Genomic DNA, 16,223 nt, shown 5'->3' on the forward strand with positions numbered 1-16,223 from the left:
CGAACATGGAAGACAAGCATCTATATCGAGAGACGCAATGGGATGTATCGGCCGAGGAAAGCCGTGCGCACCATGGCCTTGTCGCGATTGGCTTTGCGGTGCTTGCCGTGCTGGTGATTGCCTTTTGTATCTGGACGTATGGTGGTCGCGGCGGCGCTGCCTGGGAGTTTGAGGCCGACGATGCCCTGCCGATCATGACGGTGAAGGTCGCTGGTGGTAACACGGTGGCCGCGCCGGGCGACTATTGGTATCCGCGCGACGAGTTTGTGCAGCTGCAGCTGAGCGGTGGCTCCATTCCTGGTGAAGAGATCGAGCGCGTGACCTTCGATGCGTCGCTTAAGACGCTGTCGGTCGAGCTCAAAGATCAGGGGGACGTTCCCACGACCATGGACATTGCGCTGACGGAATGGCGCCTGGAGCCTCCGACGGGTGTTGCGGTGTCCGAGGTTGAGCATGTCAAGATTACCTATCAGGACGGCTCGACAAATGAAATTGCCAAAGCCGACGGCTTGGCGGAATAGACGCCGTGCCTAGGCGGCACATTCAAAAGTAGCGGTGATCCTACAAGGCCTGTTCGTTCAGGAAGACCAAAGTGTTTTTATTTGAAAGCTCGGGAAAGTGGCGATAACCAACGTCGAACGCGGTGAGCCCGCTTACATCCTCGAGCTTGTTTTCTGCCATCCAGCGCACCATGGAGCCGCGTGCCTTTTTGCTGGCGGTCGAGCGCTGGATGGGCTTGCCGTTGCGGATGCCTTCGCCAAAGAGGCATGTGACGACCGTGGCATCGGTGGTGAGGCGGGGCAGAACGGCTTTGGCGTATTCCGCGCTGGCGAGGTTGACGATCGTAGCGTTGGAGCCTGCCGGAGCGATGGCCCGTGCGAGCTTGTCGCCCCAAAACGCATAGAGGTCTCGGGCATCGTCGACGGCAAGCTTCGCGCCCATCTCCAGCCGATACGGTTCAACGGCATGAAAGGGGCGTACGCATCCGTAAAGGCCCGATAGGATCCACAGATGGTCTTGCAGCCATGCGAGCTGCGCGGAATCCATCACCTCGGGTGCCATGCTCTGGTATTGAATGCCGTGATAGGACATGACGGCAGGGGAGAGGTGACGGGCGAGTGCGGGATTGTCGAGATCGCCGTTTTTCAGGATGGGCCCAAACTCATGCAGGGTGTTGAGGCAAGGCCCCAGCAGTTTGTCACTCACGTTCCAGAGCGCCTGCAGACCTCCGCTGCCTTCATTCCGCTCGATATCTAGCAGTGCGCGGTGGAGGCGAGCCGTCTCGTGCGCAAAAGGTGGAATGCCCAGGACTTCAAAAGCATCTTGGGCCGCACGCATCTGCTTGGCGGGCGAAATGATGACCTGCAGCATGGACTCTCCTCTGCCAAAAAGGAAGTTGCGGTGGAATACGGTCTGTTTTGGCCGTTTATGGGCCAGTTTAGTCCGTATTTCACCGCAACTGATGAAGGGTTGGTTAGGCGCGCTCGATGAAGGCCTTGTAGCCGCGATAGGCCTCGTAGATATCGGCCTTGTTGGCGACCTCCCACAGGGCGTGCATGGACAGGACGGCAACGCCGGAGTCGATGACGTTCATGCCATACTCGGCCATGATGTAGGCGATGGTGCCGCCGCCACCCGCGTTGACGCGGCCGAGCTCGCAGGTCTGGAAGTCCACGCCTGCCTCGTCCATGATGTCGCGGATGAGAGCGACGTACTCGGCGTCGGCGTCGTTGGAGCCGCCCTTGCCACGGCTGCCCGTGTATTTGTTAAAGCACAGGCCGCGACCCATAAAGGCGGCGTTCTTGGTCTCGAACTTGCCGGCGTAGCCCGGGTCAAAGCCGGCGGACACGTCAGAGGAGAGCATGCGGCTGCGGGCGAGTGCGCGGCGCAGGGCCAGCGGGCTGCTCTCGCCGGCGAGCGTCATGATCTCGGCGACGGTGTTCTCGAAGAAACGGCTCGTCATGCCGGTGGCGCCCACGGAGCCGATCTCCTCCTTGTCGACGATGAGCGTGATACTCGTACGCTCGACGTCTGCCACGTTGATCTGGGCGAGCATGGAGGGGTAAGCGCAGACGCGGTCGTCGTGGCCATAGCCCAAAATCATGGAGCGGTCGAGACCCATGTCGCGGGCGGGGCCGGCGGGCACGACCTCGATCTCGGCGGAGAGGAAGTCCTCCTCCTCGACATCGTACTGTTCCTTGAGGATATCCAAGAACATCTGCTTGACGGGCTCCTTGGGGGCGTCCTTGTCGTCCTCGTCAAACTTGACGGGGCGGCCGCCCACGATCACGTCGAGGATCTCGGCGTCGACGGCGTCCTTGGCCGGCTTGGACATCTGCTCGCTCGAGAGGTGGATCAGCAGGTCGGAGATGGTAAAGACCGGGTCGTCAGCCTTGTCGCCGATGTTGATGTCGACGGTGGTGCCGTCCTTTTTGCAGATGACGCCCACAAGCGCGAGCGGGGAGGCCACCCAGTGGTAGCTCTTGACGCCGCCGTAGTAGTGCGTGTCGAGGTAGGCCATGTCGCCGGCCTCGAAGGCGGGATTTTGCTTGAGGTCCAGGCGAGGCGAGTCCACGTGGGCGCCCAGGATGTTAAAGCCCTGCTCGAGCGGGGCGGTTCCAAGGTTGACGAGCATAAGGTCCTTGCCGTGGTTGGCGGCGTACACCTTGTCGCCTGCCTTGAGCTCGCGGCCTTCGGCGATCACGGTCTCCAGGTCGACGTAGCCCGCCTCCTCGGCCATCTTGATGCCGGCCTTGACACACAGGCGCTCGGTCTTGTTCTCACTCAAAAACTGCTTATAGCCGCGGCAAAGCTCCTCGAGCTCCTCGATCTGCTGTGGCGTGTACTTTTTCCATGCGCAGGGACGCTCCATGACGCAGGCTCCTTTCGGATCGATCGTGCTGGTTAATGTACCGTGAGCCATCGTATCACGCGCGGGCGCGCGGTGGCGGAGGAGCTTGATGTGCGGTGGCCGCGAGGCGGGGAGCGTGTAAACTGGTGGGAGCAAATCGTGCCCAGCCCAAAGCGAGGTATTCAATATGTCTGATAAGCGCCGCACCTTTGCCGTTATCGACGGCAACTCGCTCATGCACCGCGCCTTCCACGCCGTGCTGCCCACCATGAACGCGCCGGACGGTCGCCCCACCAACGCGATCTTTGGCTTTTTAAACATGTTTCTCAAGATGATCGACGCCTTTAACCCCGACGGTGTGGTCGTGGCGTTTGATAAGGGCAAGCCGCGCGTGCGCATGGAGATGCTGCCGCAGTATAAGGCGCAGCGCCCGCCCATGGACCCCGACCTGCACGCGCAGTTTCCCATGATTAAGGAGCTGCTCGCTGCGCTCAACGTGCCGATTTTGCAGTCCGAGGGCTGGGAAGGTGACGATATCCTGGGCACCATGGCGCGCCTGGGCGAGGAAGCCGGCTGCGACATGCTGCTGGTGACCGGCGACCGCGACATGTATCAGCTCGTGACCGAGCACGTCAACGTGGTCTCGACCCGCAAAGGCCTGTCCGACGTGGCGATTATGACGCCCGAGAGCGTGGACGACCTCTATCACGGCATTACACCGGCGCTCGTGCCCGATTTTTACGGCCTGAAGGGCGATACTTCCGACAACATTCCCGGCGTGCCGGGCATCGGCCCCAAAAAGGCGAGCGCGCTCATCGCGCAGTACGGCAGCTTGGACGAGGTTATCGCGCATGCCGACGAGGTCAAGGGCAAGATGGGCGAGAACCTGCGCGCGCATATCGACGACGCGCTGCTGAGCCGCAAGGTCGCAACCATTCGTACCGATGCGCCTGTCGAGCTCGACTTTGATGCGACGTCCTTCCCGGCGTTTTCTGCCGACGAGGTGTCTGCGGCGCTGGGTACGCTTGGTATCACCGCCATGCAGAACCGTTTCTTGGCGCTGATCGGCGGCGAGGGTGGCGCTGCTGCCACTGCCAGCACGTTTGAGATGCCCGCCGTTTTGCGCGCAGCCGCCGGCGATACTGACGCGCTTGGTGCCGTTGCAGATGAGGTCTCCCGCGCGATTGATGCCGGCGAGTGGGTCGCCGCCGTGGTGGACGACGACAAGGAAGAGGGCGCGCTCTTTGGACTGACGCGCACGCTGTGGTTGGCGACGTCCAAGGGCCTGTTCTCGCTCGAGGAGGGCGACGGCGGTGCGGCGGCTGAGGTTGAGGGCTTCAACCTCGTCCACGGCGTGATTGCCGGCGTGCTCGCACGTCTGTTTATGGAGGGCCGCGTGGCGAGCCCGGATATGAAGGCACTCCTGCATGAGCTTTCGCCCATCGATTCCTCTGAGCCCGAGCTCATGGATCCGCTCGCTGTCGATTCCACGCGTATCTTCGATACCGTGGTCGCTGCCTATCTGCTGGATTCCGATCGCTCCGAGTTCGATGAGGCATATCTTGCCGATACGTATCTGCAGATGGCGCTGCCTGCGGCGCGCGGCGCAGAGGGTGCTGGTGAGGACGCTCCGGCGTCTGCCGCCCGTACTGCGGCCCTGACGTTGGCGCTCGTGGCGCCGTTGCGCGAGTGCATGGCCCGCGAGAACGCCGCCAACGTGTTCGATGGCATCGAGATGCCGCTCGTGCCGGTGCTTGCCAAGATGGAGCGCGCGGGCATGCTCGTTGACCCCGACCGCCTGCATAGTCTGTCCGAGGGCCTGGCGACCCAGATTGCCGAGGTCGAGCGGAGCATTCGCGATCTGGCCGGCGACGAGACCTTTAACATCGGCAGTCCCATGCAGCTCTCGCACGTGCTGTTTGATGTTATGGGGCTTCCGACCAAGGGCCTCAAAAAGACCAAGCGCGGCTATTATTCGACCAACGCCAAGGTGCTGAGCGACCTTGCCCGTGACCACGAAATCGTGCGTCTGATTTTGGACTGGCGCGAGAAGTCCAAGATTAAGTCGACCTATCTGGACACGCTGGGCCCGTTGCGTCGTGGTGACGGTCGCGTGCACACCACGTACAACCAGGCCATCACGGCGACGGGTCGTCTGTCCTCGAGTGACCCGAACCTTCAGAACATCCCGACGCGCTCGGAGTTGGGCCGTACTGTCAAGACGGCGTTTTCGGCAGGCGAGGGAAGCGTCTTTTTGGCGGTGGACTACTCGCAGATCGAGCTGCGCCTGCTCGCGCATCTTTCGGGTGATGAACATCTGGTACGTGCCTTTAACGAGGGCGAGGACTTCCATGCCGAGACGGCCGCGCGCGTATTTGGCGTGCCGGTGTCCGAGGTGACGCCCGACCTGCGCAGCCGCGCCAAGGCCGTGAACTTTGGCATTGTGTACGGCCAGCAGGCCTATGGCCTGTCGCAGTCGCTGCACATCTCGATGGCCGAGGCGCGCGACATGATCGATCGCTACTACGAGGCCTACCCGGGCGTGCGCACGTTCCTCGACAACGTGGTGGCACGTGCCAAGCAGACGGGCTATGCCGAGACCATGTATGGCCGCAGACGCCATATTCCCGAGCTCAAGGCCAAAAACCCGCAACTCCGCGGCTTTGGCGAGCGCACGGCCATGAACCACCCCATGCAGGGCACTGCGGCCGACATCATCAAGATCGCGATGGCCCGCGTGAGCCGCCGTCTGGAAGAAGAGGGCTTTGCCGCCCACATGATTCTGCAGGTACACGACGAACTGGACTTTGAGTGCCCCGTCAACGAAGTCGAGCGCCTAACCACCATGGTCCGCGACGTCATGGAACACGTAGTAGACCTCCGCGTACCGTTGATCGCCGAAGCCTCAACCGGAGTAACCTGGGCCGACGCCAAGTAAAGACGCCCCCACAACCCCAAAGTAACCAAACAAGAAGGGAGCCCCTCATCAGCAAGGAGCTCCCTTCATCCAATTTAATTCAGCCAAGTATCTAGACACTCAAGACGACATCTTGGCGGCAGGTAGGTAAACCTAGGGCCTGGCCGGGCGGCACGGGTTAACTTTCCGTAGATTCCGCACGCAAAGAAAGCCACTTAATGTGGCTTTCGTCTTGTGCAGGACCTGACCGAGCGAAAAGTTAACCCGTGCCGCCCGGCCAGGTCCGACGAGCAACGTTAACGAGCCGCCAGGATGGCGTCGATGAGCGTCAGTACGCCCCCGTCGTTGTTGCTCGGAATGCGCCACTTGGCGTGCGCGTTCATGTGCTCCTCGGCATTGTTAACGATAAAGCTGTGGCCGACGCGCTCCAGCATGGGGATATCGTTGTAGGTATCGCCCACGGCGGCGGCATCGGCGATATCAATGCCCAGGTGTTCGCACAGGTGCGCGACGCCGGCGCCCTTGTCGACGCCCAGGTTCATAAAGTCGATCCACTCGCGCCCGGCGTTGGTGACGTAGAGCTTGTCCGAGAACTCGGGGCCATAGGTCTCGCGGAATGCAGGCTCGGCATCATAGGCGGGGAAGAAGATCGAGATCTTATTGGACTCGATATCGATGCCCTCAAAGGTGTCGACGTAGTTGATCGTGTTGTAGTAGACGCTGATCTCGTCGTGGTATTGATGGTCGCGGGCGAGCACATAGAACTCGTCGTAGCAGCACAGGACGGGAACGGCGCGCGGGTCCTCCGAGGCACGAGCGAGCACCTGCTGATACAGCGCCACATCGATGTTGCTCTTATAGATATAGCTGCCGCGATAGATGACGCAGGCTCCGTTGTCGGGACAAAAAGCAAGGCGGTTCTTGATGCCCTCGAACATCTCCTCGAGCTTGGGAGCGGGACGTCCGCTGGCGGGGCAGAATACGATGCCGGCGTCGGCGAGCTTGTCCAGACGCTCATCAAGACCCTGCGGCAACACGCGCTCGTCGGTGAGCAGCGTCTTGTCCATGTCTACGGCGATGAGTTTAATGTTGCCGATGTTGGCGTCTGATTCATAAGTCTGCATAAATGCGCCTTTCCGTTTCCAGATTGTTTCGGGCGTAATGACCCTCTGCTATGTAATCGAGCGTATTTTCGCAGGAATGGTGCGTACTTGCACTGCAATTCACAAACTAATGAAAAAACTTTTCAGAAATTTGAATTTGTCGCTTGTACAGCAGGCACTTTAGCGTAATATAGCGACCATCGAAAACGGAGACGGCAAAAGCGCCGCTTACCGAGGAAAAGGTACCGTTTGCGATATTAGAATTGCGCCCGGCGATAGGTGAAAGGAGAGGCAGATGCAGTTCGTAAAGATCATCACTACTGCAGACAATGCCATCCGACGCCAGCGCGCAATTTCCCGACGACGATAACAATCGTCTCTGTCCGTATGGGGCGAATTGCCTCAACAGAGTCATTTTGAGGTCGTTGGGTTTTAGCACGACATTGCTGCATGTTTCTAGGGCATGTTGTGCTGCTTTTTGCTATTTAACCTGATATTGCACGGTTTTTGACCTCGAAATGACTTGCAACTGACCGATGTTCTAACTAGCTACCAAGGGCGAAAGGAAACAGCCATGAGCAAGGAAAAAGTCGTTCTCGCATATTCCGGTGGTCTTGATACATCCGTATGTGTTAAGTGGCTCCAGGACGAGAAGAATCTCGATGTTGTTTGTGTCTGCGGCAACGTGGGCCAGGAGGAGACCGGTCTGGACGCCAAGAAGCAGAAGGCCCTCGACCTGGGCGTTCTGGATTGCCAGGTGCTCGATCTGCGCGACGAGTTCTCCGATGAGTTCCTGACTAAGGCTATCGCCGCAAACTCTATGTACGAGAACAAGTATCCGCTGCTCTCCGCCCTGTCCCGCCCGTTGCTCGCCAAGAAGCTTGTCGAGGTCGCTCACGAGTTTGGCGCGACCTACGTCGCTCACGGCTGCACCGGCAAGGGTAACGACCAGGTTCGTTTTGAGGCTGCCGTCAAGGCCCTCGACCCCGAGCTTAAGGTTATCGCCCCGGTTCGCGAGTGGGATCTTAAGTGCCGTCCCGACGAGGTCGCCTATGCTCACGCCCACAACGTGCCGGTTCCCGAGGGTGCCAACGACAACCCCTATTCCATCGACGACAACCTGTGGGGTCGTGCCATTGAGTGCGGCCACCTGGAGGATCCCTGGAACGAGCCGCTCGACGACGCCTGGGTTATGACCAAGAATCCCGAGGACACGCCCGACACCCCGACGTATACCGAGATTGAGTTTGAGGCCGGCAAGCCCGTCGCCGTCGACGGCAAGAAGATGAAGCTCTCCGAGATCATCATCGCACTCAACAAGATCTCGGGCGACAACGGCTTTGGCCGTCTCGACCTGGTCGAAGACCGTCTGGTGGGCCTTAAGAGCCGCGAGTGCTATGAGGTTCCCGGCGCCCTGACGCTCATCACCGCCCACAAGGCACTCGAGGATATCTGCGTCGAGGGCGACCTGCTCAAGACCAAGATTAAGCTCGAGCAGGATTGGGCCACTGCCGTGTACAACGGCCAGTGGTACAGCCCGCTCAAGAACGCGCTCGACGCCTTTATGGCCGACACCCAGAAGTTCGTGACCGGTACCGTCCGTCTGAAGTTCTTTAAGGGCAACTGTCATGTCGTCGGCCGCAAGAGCCCCTTCAGCCTCTACGACTACGGTCTGGCTACATACGACCGCGACACCACGTTTGACGAGAAGGCCAGCGCCGGCTTTATCGAGATCGATACGCTGTCGCTCAAGACGTGGGCAAAGGTCCAGGGTCCCAGCTCCGCTGCCGCCCAGGCTTAAGGGCCCTTTCCTTGGTATCCGCGCGGCCCATCCGCGTGATACAAAACGGGCGCACGGGGTCCCTACCTTTCGTTATGCTTGCTGACACTTCTTAACATCGGTGGCCCCTACGTTCCGCCCGCATATATGACGCCGCGCCTGCGGCTGAGTCCGAGCCCCGCCGGGGTTGTCCGGCGGGGCTCCTTCTATCAATTTGGCAGCTCTGTGCCTATATATATGAGGAGTATCCATTATGTTCAACGCTATCGCGCATGCCTTACTTGCCCTCGCGCCCGAGTTCGATGCTGCAAAGGTCGAGGACGTTCCTGTGAGCCTGAAGGCCTGGATCGATGGTTCGCAAGGCAACATCCGGAGGGAGACGTTGGGCGCCAAGTGCCTGGTGCGTCACTTCTTTGCAAATTAGCAACATGGTCCCGCGCACGGTGGGGATTGTGTAAAACTGGCGGTTGAAAAATCGCTTTAGCGACATGGCGCATTGCTTTGGGCGCTTGTTTTGGTATTTGGAGAAAGGGGACAGTTCCATGGCTCTTTGGGGCGGTCGTTTTGAGGCGGGAGTGGCCGAGGTCACGCAGGAGTTTGGCGCGTCGCTGCCGGTCGACAAACATCTCTATAAGCAGGATATCGCCGGTTCTAAGGCGCATGCCAAGATGCTGGCGGCCCAGGGCATCATCAGTGCCGAGGATGAGCAGGCGATTGCCGAGGGCCTGACCGGAATCGAACAGGATATCGACGCCGGTAACTTCACCTTCGATATCAACGACGAGGACATCCATATGTCCATCGAGAGCGAGCTGACGCGTCGCATCGGCGAGGCCGGCAAGCGCTTGCATACCGGACGTTCGCGCAACGACCAGGTGGCGACCGATACGCGCCTGGGCGTCAAGGCGTTGGCCAAGGAGCTCATGGAGGCCAACCTGCAGTTGCGCCACGTGCTGGTGGATGCGGCCAAGAAGTACGACAAGGTGATTCTGCCGGGTTACACGCACATGCAGCATGCTCAGCCCGTGCTGCTGTCACATCATCTGCTGGCGTATTCCTGGATGTTCGCGCGCGACTTTACACGTCTGAAGGCCGCCTTTGATGCCGCCGACAACTGCCCGCTGGGTGCTGCCGCGCTTGCCGGTACGAGCTATCCGCTCGATCGCCAGATGACGGCTGCCGAACTTGGCTTTGCGGGCGTGATTCCTAACTCACTCGATGCTGTTTCCGACCGTGATTTCCTGCTCGACCTGCATTATGCCGGCTCCGTCATGGCCATGCACCTGTCGCGTCTTTCCGAGGAGATCGTGCTGTGGTCGAGCTCCGAATTTGGCTTTATCACGCTTTCCGACTCGTACTCCACCGGCTCGTCCATCATGCCTCAGAAGAAAAACCCCGACTTTGCCGAGCTTATTCGCGGCAAGAGCGGTCGCGTGTACGGCAACCTGGTCCAGCTGCTCGTGACCATGAAGGGTCTGCCGTTGGCCTATAACAAGGACCTGCAGGAGGACAAGGAGGGCGCGCTCGATACCGCCCACACGCTCATGCAGTGCCTGTCGGTTATGGCCGGTATGATTTCGACTTGGACCGTCAACGAGGGCGCCATGGCACGCGAGTGCGGCGTGGGTCACCTTGCCGCCACCGACGTTGCCGACTACCTGGCTAAGCGTGGTCTGCCGTTCCGCGAGGCGCACGCCGTGGTGGGGCATTTGGTCCTGATGTGTGAGAAGCGCGGCTGCAATCTTGAGGATCTGCCGTTTGAGGTGTTCCAGGAGGCAAGCCCGCTCTTTGAGCGCGATATTACCGAGGCGCTCGACATCCCGTCGATTGTCGCTGCGCGCACGACCGAGGGCGGTACCGCCCCTGCCGCCGTTGCCGTGCAGTTGGGGCGCGCCGAAGCGCAGCTTGCGGCCGATGAGGGTGTGTTTGGCTCGTTGACTAAGGTCGTCGAGATGGGCCACGGAGCTAATTAGCTTATTGGATGCGTCTGTCTGGTGCGTTCATCATATCTTGCCTTTACGGGTGCCCGCTACGGTAGGCGCCCGTTTTGTTATAGAGAAGGAAGGAGCTTGTCGAGAACTTTTGTAGGACATTTGCGCAGGTTGTGAAGGGGGTGCGTTCACGGGCGGCAATCGACCGTCTGTTCTGTTCGGTGCAGTTGGAAGTGGGGCGGATGGTACTCTAGTCGGGCTTCGGAACAGAAGTGACACATATGGAGCGCTTCAATAAATAATAACGCTTCAATAAACGGCTTTTTGTTTAACTGCAGCTAGAACTCTGTTACGATGCAGTCCAGGCGGGTGCCGGAATGGGACTTGGGCACGCGCGAACCTACTTGAAAGGCTACCTTATGGCTATCGAGAAGACCTTCATCATGATTAAGCCCGACGCCGTGCGCGATCGCAAGATCGGCGAGATCGTTGCTCGTATCGAGCGCAGCGGCCTTGTTATCGAGCGCATGGAGATGACCACGCTTGAGCGCGCCACCGTCGAGGAGCACTATGCTCATCTGGCCGATAAGCCCTTCTTTGGCGGTCTGTGTGACTTTATGACGAGCGGTCCGGTCGTCAAGATGGTCGTTTCCGGTCTCTCCGCTGTCTCCAAGATGCGCACCCTTATGGGCGCCACCAACCCGCTTGATGCCGCTCCCGGCACCATTCGCGGCGACTTTGCCGTCGATGTCAACGCCAACGTGATCCATGGCTCCGACTGCCTGGAGAACGCCGAGATCGAGATCAAGCGCTTTTTTGGCTAAACCAGCTTTGACTCCTTAAAGCTGTTAGCGTGTGGTTTGGGCGCCGCGGAACTCCATCCGCGGCGCCCTTTTTATTCCAGTAGATTTTGGTAAACGCCCACAAATCTACTAAAGAGCCCCCGTCCGGATGTTTCTTCCGGGCGGGGGCTGGCGTTAGCGTATGGCTTTGTGAATCTTTAGGCTTCGTCGACGATCTTAAGGCCGCGCGTCTGGTCGATCTCGTTGAGGAGATTGACGCGACGCTCGTGACGACCGCCCTCAAACTCGGCGTCGAGCCACTCGTCGACAATCATCTTGGCGAGCTCGGAGCCCACGACGCGGGCGCCAAAGGCGAGCACGTTGGTATTGTTGTGCATGCGCGAGAGCTTGGCGCTGAAGGGCTCGGAGCACACGACGGCGCGAACGCCCTCCACCTTGTTGGCAGCCAGGCTGATGCCGACGCCGGTGCCGCAGATCAGGATGCCCAGGTCGACGTCGCCGTTGGCAACGGCCTTACCCACCTTGTAGCCGGCGATGGGGTAATCAAAGCTCTCGGAGGTGTCGGTTCCAAAGTTCACGACCTCACAGCCGCGCTCCTTCAGGTGCTCGGAAATGATGTTCTTGAGCTCGACGGCGGCGTGGTCGTTACCGATACCAATCTTCATGAGTGGTTCCTCTCTGGTCCGTGCGGCGGAATTGCTAAAGGTTTTACCGCGTTCGACTGCATGATAGCGCGACTTTTGTGTAAACGCTCGGGCGTTTTTTGGTCAAACGCTTTAGCATGCAACAAGACCGGCTTTTCATGAATGAATGCCGTCGGATTGCGCTTGAACGCCGTCCGTCGGAACCATGGTTGCGGTTTTTGATGCATTGTTATCAAATAAAAGAGCTAACTATTATCGAGAGTCCAGTCCGTTATGTAAGCAGGAGATACCTATGCCTACCGATTCCATTCGCGATGCCGCTTTTTGCGATGTCTTGAACCGCGAGCTTGTCTGTGCGCTCGGCTGCACCGAGCCTATTGCCGTTGCCTATGCAGCGGCGCTGGCGAGCCAGACACTCGGTTGCGAACCCGATCATATGGACGTTGCCTGCTCGGGCAACATCATCAAGAACGTTAAGAGCGTGACCGTGCCCAACTCGGGCGGCATGCACGGTATTGAAGCAGCGGCCGTACTGGGTGCCGTGGGCGGTGACGCCAAGAGCGCGCTCGAGGTGCTCGAGTGCGTTAACGACGAAGATCGTGCTCGCGTGGCCGAGCTCCTCGCCGATGCTGATTACTGCGATGTGTCGCTTGTCGAGGGTGTACCCAACCTCTACATCAAGGTGACTGCCACAGCCGGGGGCCATACCGCGGTCGTCGAGATTACCGACCACCACACCAATGTCACGTGCCATACGCTCGACGGTATTCCGGTGTGCGGCAAGTCGGCGGGGGAGTGCGCCGCCTGCGCCGAGCGCGTCGTGGCCGAGCGCGCGGCAGATAACGCCGACACGCCCATGTCGATCGAGTCCATCATCGACTTTATCGAGGGCGGCGACATCGAGAGCGCCCGCGCGGCCGTTGAGCGCCAGATTGAGCTGAACGGTGCGATCAGTGCCGAGGGCCTCGCGCACGCTTGGGGCGCCGAGGTAGGCCGTACGTTGCTGGGTGCTCGTGCCGATGACGTCGCCTGCCGTGCCCGTGCCCGTGCGGCCGCCGGGTCCGACGCCCGCATGAACGGTTGCGCGCTGCCGGTCGCCATTGTGTGCGGCTCGGGCAATCAGGGCATTACCTGCGCATTGCCCGTCATGGAGTATGCCGAGTACCTGCGCTGCGACCACGATCGCCTGGTGCGCGCCGTAATTCTGTCCGATCTTATCGCCGTGCATATCAAAAGTTATATTGGTGCGCTCTCGGCGTTTTGCGGTGCTATTTGCGCCGCATGCGGTGCCGGTGCCGCGATTACCTGGCTGTGTGGTGGCACGCGCGAGCAGATTGGCGCGACGGTCTCGAACACGCTCGGCAACGTTGGCGGCATCGTGTGCGATGGCGCCAAGGCAAGCTGCGCCGCCAAGATTTCCGCTGCCGTTGATGCGGCGATTCTGGGTCACGATATGGCCATGCAGGGTCGCGGCTTCCGCGCCGGCGAGGGCCTCATCCAGGATACCGTCGAGCAGACAATCGCCAGCATGGGCTACGTGGGCCGTGTGGGCATGAAGGACACCGACGTCGAGATCCTCAACATTATGATCGGCAAAACACGGGTTTGCTAGCTACGCGGTTTTACCAAACCGCGTAGCTAGCCGACGCTGCAAACGCCCCTAAGCGGCAATCTGACGTTCAATCGTCGGTCGCGTACCAAAGTACGCTTCCCTCCTCTTTCACGTCACCTTGCTCGCTTAGGGGCGTTTTCGCTGACTGATGCTCAACCTACGGCGCTTTTTTGTTTGGGGCACTCATTGGGGACAGACTTGAATGAGTAGTCGTTGGGGACGTTCTTGTTTGACTAGTTGTTTAGAACGTCCCCAACGACTAACCCTTACGACAGTTCGTCGGCTACTTGGTGCTCGTAGAAGGCTTCTACTACGGCGTTGAAGTCGCGGGCGAAGTCTTCCATGGTGCCGTGCCAGGTGGCTCGGCCGGGTTTTCCCTGGCCAACATAGGCGGTTTGGATGCCGCAGGCGGGGCTGGGGAAGTCGCGCTTGGGGTCGTTGCCCACCATGAGGACCTCATGAGGCTCGAGTCCCATCACCTGAAGCTGCTCTAGATAGTAGGTGGCATCGGGCTTGCAGCGGGTGGCGTTTCCCATGTGCGTCACGAGTTCAAAGGGGGCGTCGGCCATGTCGCCCCAGCCCATGCGGCACTCGATGGCCCCCTGCGGAAAGCTGGGGTTCGTAAAGAGCGCGCAGCGCAGGCCCGCGTTCTGTACCACCTCGAGCGCGGCGTGTGCACCCGGCATGGCTTTCGCATTGATCATGTCATCGTTCTTGTACGGCAGGACTTCACGATCGTAGTAGGTAAACGCCTCGTAGATGAGTGGGTCTGAGAGGCAAATGCCGCACCGGCGCTCAATTTCTTCTTGGTAGAACTCAAGATTGGTGCGATTGTCAGTGCCGCTTCGGCGATTGGCGTTGAGGTCGACCAGAATCGTGCCGAGGCGCGCCATCGTGCCGCCGCGGCTGCGTCGTCCGATATCTGCAAGCATCGACGAGACATCCTTAAAATAGCGAAGGATGAACGCGTTGAGGTTGATGCTAAGAAGCGTCTCGTCCATATCGAAAACGACTGCTTTGAGCACGCGGGCACCTTTCTCGATAAATCGTTTCAGAATCGTATGTCTGGGATACTTTACTCCAAAGCCGTATGCCCAACTGCTTATCGTCAGCTTGTGGAGACAGTCGTTCACAAGATTGCGAAAAAGTCTCCATACGAGTAAAAAATGGCAGTTCACGCTTGAAATCGAAGTGATTTCCCCGTAACCTATACGAACGTGATTGCATAAGCGTCACATTAGTATCTGTCGGCTCCCGAGTGTTCCTAAACGTTGTGTGCTTGTCGCACCCTTCTGTAGGTCCTAGCAATCGGGGCCCCGTAGTTCGAAAGGGGTCCACCTTTGAGTGAGATTCAGAACTCGTCCATTTTCTCTCTTGACGATGTCAACGAGGAGGAGATGAACAACCTCATCGACGGTACGATTACCGACTTTGATGAGGGCGATCTCGTTAACGGCACTGTCGTTAAGATCGAGCATGACGAGGTGCTCGTTGACATCGGATTCAAGTCCGAGGGCGTTATCCCGGTCCGCGAGCTGTCCATCCGCAAGGACGCTAACCCTGCAGACATCGTTGCACTCGGTGATCCCATCGAGGCCCTCGTTCTCCAGAAGGAGGACAAGGACGGTCGTCTGGTCCTGTCCAAGAAGCGTGCCGAGTACGAGCGTGCTTGGAACCGCATCGAGGAGAAGTTCAACTCCGGCGAGAACGTCGAGGGCGAGGTTATCGAGGTTGTCAAGGGCGGCCTGATTCTCGACATCGGCCTGCGTGGCTTCCTGCCCGCTTCCCTCGTCGACCTCCGTCGCGTCAAGGACCTCACCTCCTACATGGGTACCCGCATCGAGGCCCGCGTCATCGAGATGGACCGCAACCGCAACAACGTCGTCCTCTCCCGTCGCGTCGTGCTTGAGGAGTCCCGTAAGGCCGAGCGCTCCGAGATCCTGTCCAAGCTCAAGTCTGGCATGCGTCTCCAGGGCACCGTTTCCTCCATCGTCGACTTCGGCGCCTTCGTCGACCTCGGCGGTATCGACGGCCTCATCCACATCTCCGAGCTCTCTTGGAACCACGTCAACCATCCTTCCGAGGTTGTCAAGGTCGGCCAGGAGGTCGAGGTCGAGGTTCTCGACGTCGATCTCAACCGCGAGCGCATCTCCCTGGGTCTCAAGCAGACCACCGAGGATCCGTGGCGCGCACTGGTCAAGAAGTATCCCGTCGGCGCTATCGTCGAGGGCACTGTGACCAAGCTTGTCCCGTTCGGCGCTTTCGTCGACCTGGGCGAGGGCATCGAGGGCCTGGTGCACATCTCCGAGATGGCCAACAAGCACGTCGATCAGCCTTCTCAGGTCACCCATGTGGGCGACAAGGTTCAGGTCAAGGTCATGGAGATCGACCTCGACCGTCGTCGTATCTCCCTGTCCATGAAGTCTGCTGCTGAGACTCTGGGCGTCGAGATTGAGGTTACCCCGCTGCCTTCCGAGAAGAAGGACGAGGAGACCGACGCCGAGTAAATCGGTTGACGATCACTTGTTTAAGGGATCCGTCCGTAATGGACGGGTCCCTTTTTACATTTGGCGGTGAAATGC

The 16,223-nt window shown here is 59.5% G+C and carries 13 protein-coding genes; 8 read left to right on the plus strand and 5 right to left on the minus strand.

Going from position 1 to position 16,223, the window contains the following annotated elements; genetic code table 11:
- The first annotated feature begins 5 nt into the window (after positions 1-5).
- A complete protein-coding gene (locus DXD24_RS07550) occupies positions 6-521 on the plus strand; it encodes a hypothetical protein (RefSeq protein ID WP_055251712.1) in 516 nt (171 codons plus the stop codon).
- A gap of 40 nt (positions 522-561) precedes the next feature.
- Here DXD24_RS07550 and DXD24_RS07555 read toward each other — a convergent pair whose 3' ends face one another.
- The gene (locus DXD24_RS07555) at positions 562-1,371 is read right to left on the minus strand and encodes a YaaA family protein (protein ID WP_117564628.1); all 810 of its coding nucleotides are present in this window, start codon (positions 1,369-1,371) and stop codon (positions 562-564) included.
- 103 nt (positions 1,372-1,474) lie between these two features.
- Entirely contained in the window at positions 1,475-2,872 is a 1,398-nt protein-coding gene (locus DXD24_RS07560) for an aminopeptidase (protein WP_117564626.1), read from the minus strand.
- 166 nt (positions 2,873-3,038) lie between these two features.
- On the opposite strand from DXD24_RS07560, the gene polA reads away from it, so the two are divergent.
- Positions 3,039-5,789, plus strand: coding sequence for a DNA polymerase I (polA, locus tag DXD24_RS07565; RefSeq protein WP_117646487.1), 2,751 nt, complete (start codon positions 3,039-3,041; stop codon positions 5,787-5,789).
- A gap of 275 nt (positions 5,790-6,064) precedes the next feature.
- On the opposite strand, the gene DXD24_RS07570 is transcribed toward polA, so the two are convergent.
- Positions 6,065-6,892, minus strand: coding sequence for a Cof-type HAD-IIB family hydrolase (locus DXD24_RS07570; protein ID WP_117564623.1), 828 nt, complete (start codon positions 6,890-6,892; stop codon positions 6,065-6,067).
- A gap of 553 nt (positions 6,893-7,445) precedes the next feature.
- Between DXD24_RS07570 and DXD24_RS07575 the strand changes: the two genes are divergently transcribed.
- The 4 genes from DXD24_RS07575 to ndk all read left to right on the plus strand — a co-directional run bounded on the left by DXD24_RS07575 (position 7,446) and on the right by ndk (position 11,406).
- Positions 7,446-8,672 carry an argininosuccinate synthase gene (locus tag DXD24_RS07575; RefSeq protein WP_117564621.1) on the plus strand — a complete coding sequence of 409 codons (1,227 nt, stop codon included), beginning with the start codon at positions 7,446-7,448 and terminating at the stop codon, positions 8,670-8,672.
- 232 nt (positions 8,673-8,904) lie between these two features.
- On the plus strand, positions 8,905-9,075 hold the full coding sequence (locus DXD24_RS10115; protein ID WP_158548956.1) for a hypothetical protein: 171 nt from the start codon (positions 8,905-8,907) through the stop codon (positions 9,073-9,075).
- Positions 9,076-9,193: 118 nt separating this feature from the next.
- A complete protein-coding gene (argH, locus tag DXD24_RS07580; protein WP_117564620.1) occupies positions 9,194-10,624 on the plus strand; it encodes an argininosuccinate lyase in 1,431 nt (476 codons plus the stop codon).
- A gap of 377 nt (positions 10,625-11,001) precedes the next feature.
- Positions 11,002-11,406 (plus strand): nucleoside-diphosphate kinase, encoded by a 405-nt coding sequence (gene ndk / locus DXD24_RS07585; protein WP_055251725.1) that lies wholly within the window; start codon positions 11,002-11,004, stop codon positions 11,404-11,406.
- 176 nt (positions 11,407-11,582) lie between these two features.
- Here ndk and rpiB read toward each other — a convergent pair whose 3' ends face one another.
- On the minus strand, positions 11,583-12,050 hold the full coding sequence (gene rpiB / locus DXD24_RS07590; protein WP_117564619.1) for a ribose 5-phosphate isomerase B: 468 nt from the start codon (positions 12,048-12,050) through the stop codon (positions 11,583-11,585).
- A 271-nt stretch (positions 12,051-12,321) separates the two neighbouring features.
- Here rpiB and DXD24_RS07595 point away from each other — a divergent pair, with 271 nt between their 5' ends.
- The gene (locus DXD24_RS07595) at positions 12,322-13,641 is read left to right on the plus strand and encodes a serine dehydratase subunit alpha family protein (protein ID WP_117564617.1); all 1,320 of its coding nucleotides are present in this window, start codon (positions 12,322-12,324) and stop codon (positions 13,639-13,641) included.
- 266 nt (positions 13,642-13,907) lie between these two features.
- Here DXD24_RS07595 and DXD24_RS07600 read toward each other — a convergent pair whose 3' ends face one another.
- Positions 13,908-14,666, minus strand: a complete 759-nt coding sequence (locus DXD24_RS07600; protein ID WP_117564964.1) for an HAD family hydrolase — start codon at positions 14,664-14,666, stop codon at positions 13,908-13,910.
- A 315-nt stretch (positions 14,667-14,981) separates the two neighbouring features.
- On the opposite strand from DXD24_RS07600, the gene rpsA reads away from it, so the two are divergent.
- Positions 14,982-16,148 (plus strand): 30S ribosomal protein S1, encoded by a 1,167-nt coding sequence (gene rpsA, locus DXD24_RS07605; protein ID WP_022095232.1) that lies wholly within the window; start codon positions 14,982-14,984, stop codon positions 16,146-16,148.
- Positions 16,149-16,223: the final 75 nt, after the last annotated feature.

The sequence above is a fragment of the Collinsella sp. TF12-2AT genome (assembly GCF_003436735.1).
Lineage (GTDB): Bacteria > Actinomycetota > Coriobacteriia > Coriobacteriales > Coriobacteriaceae > Collinsella.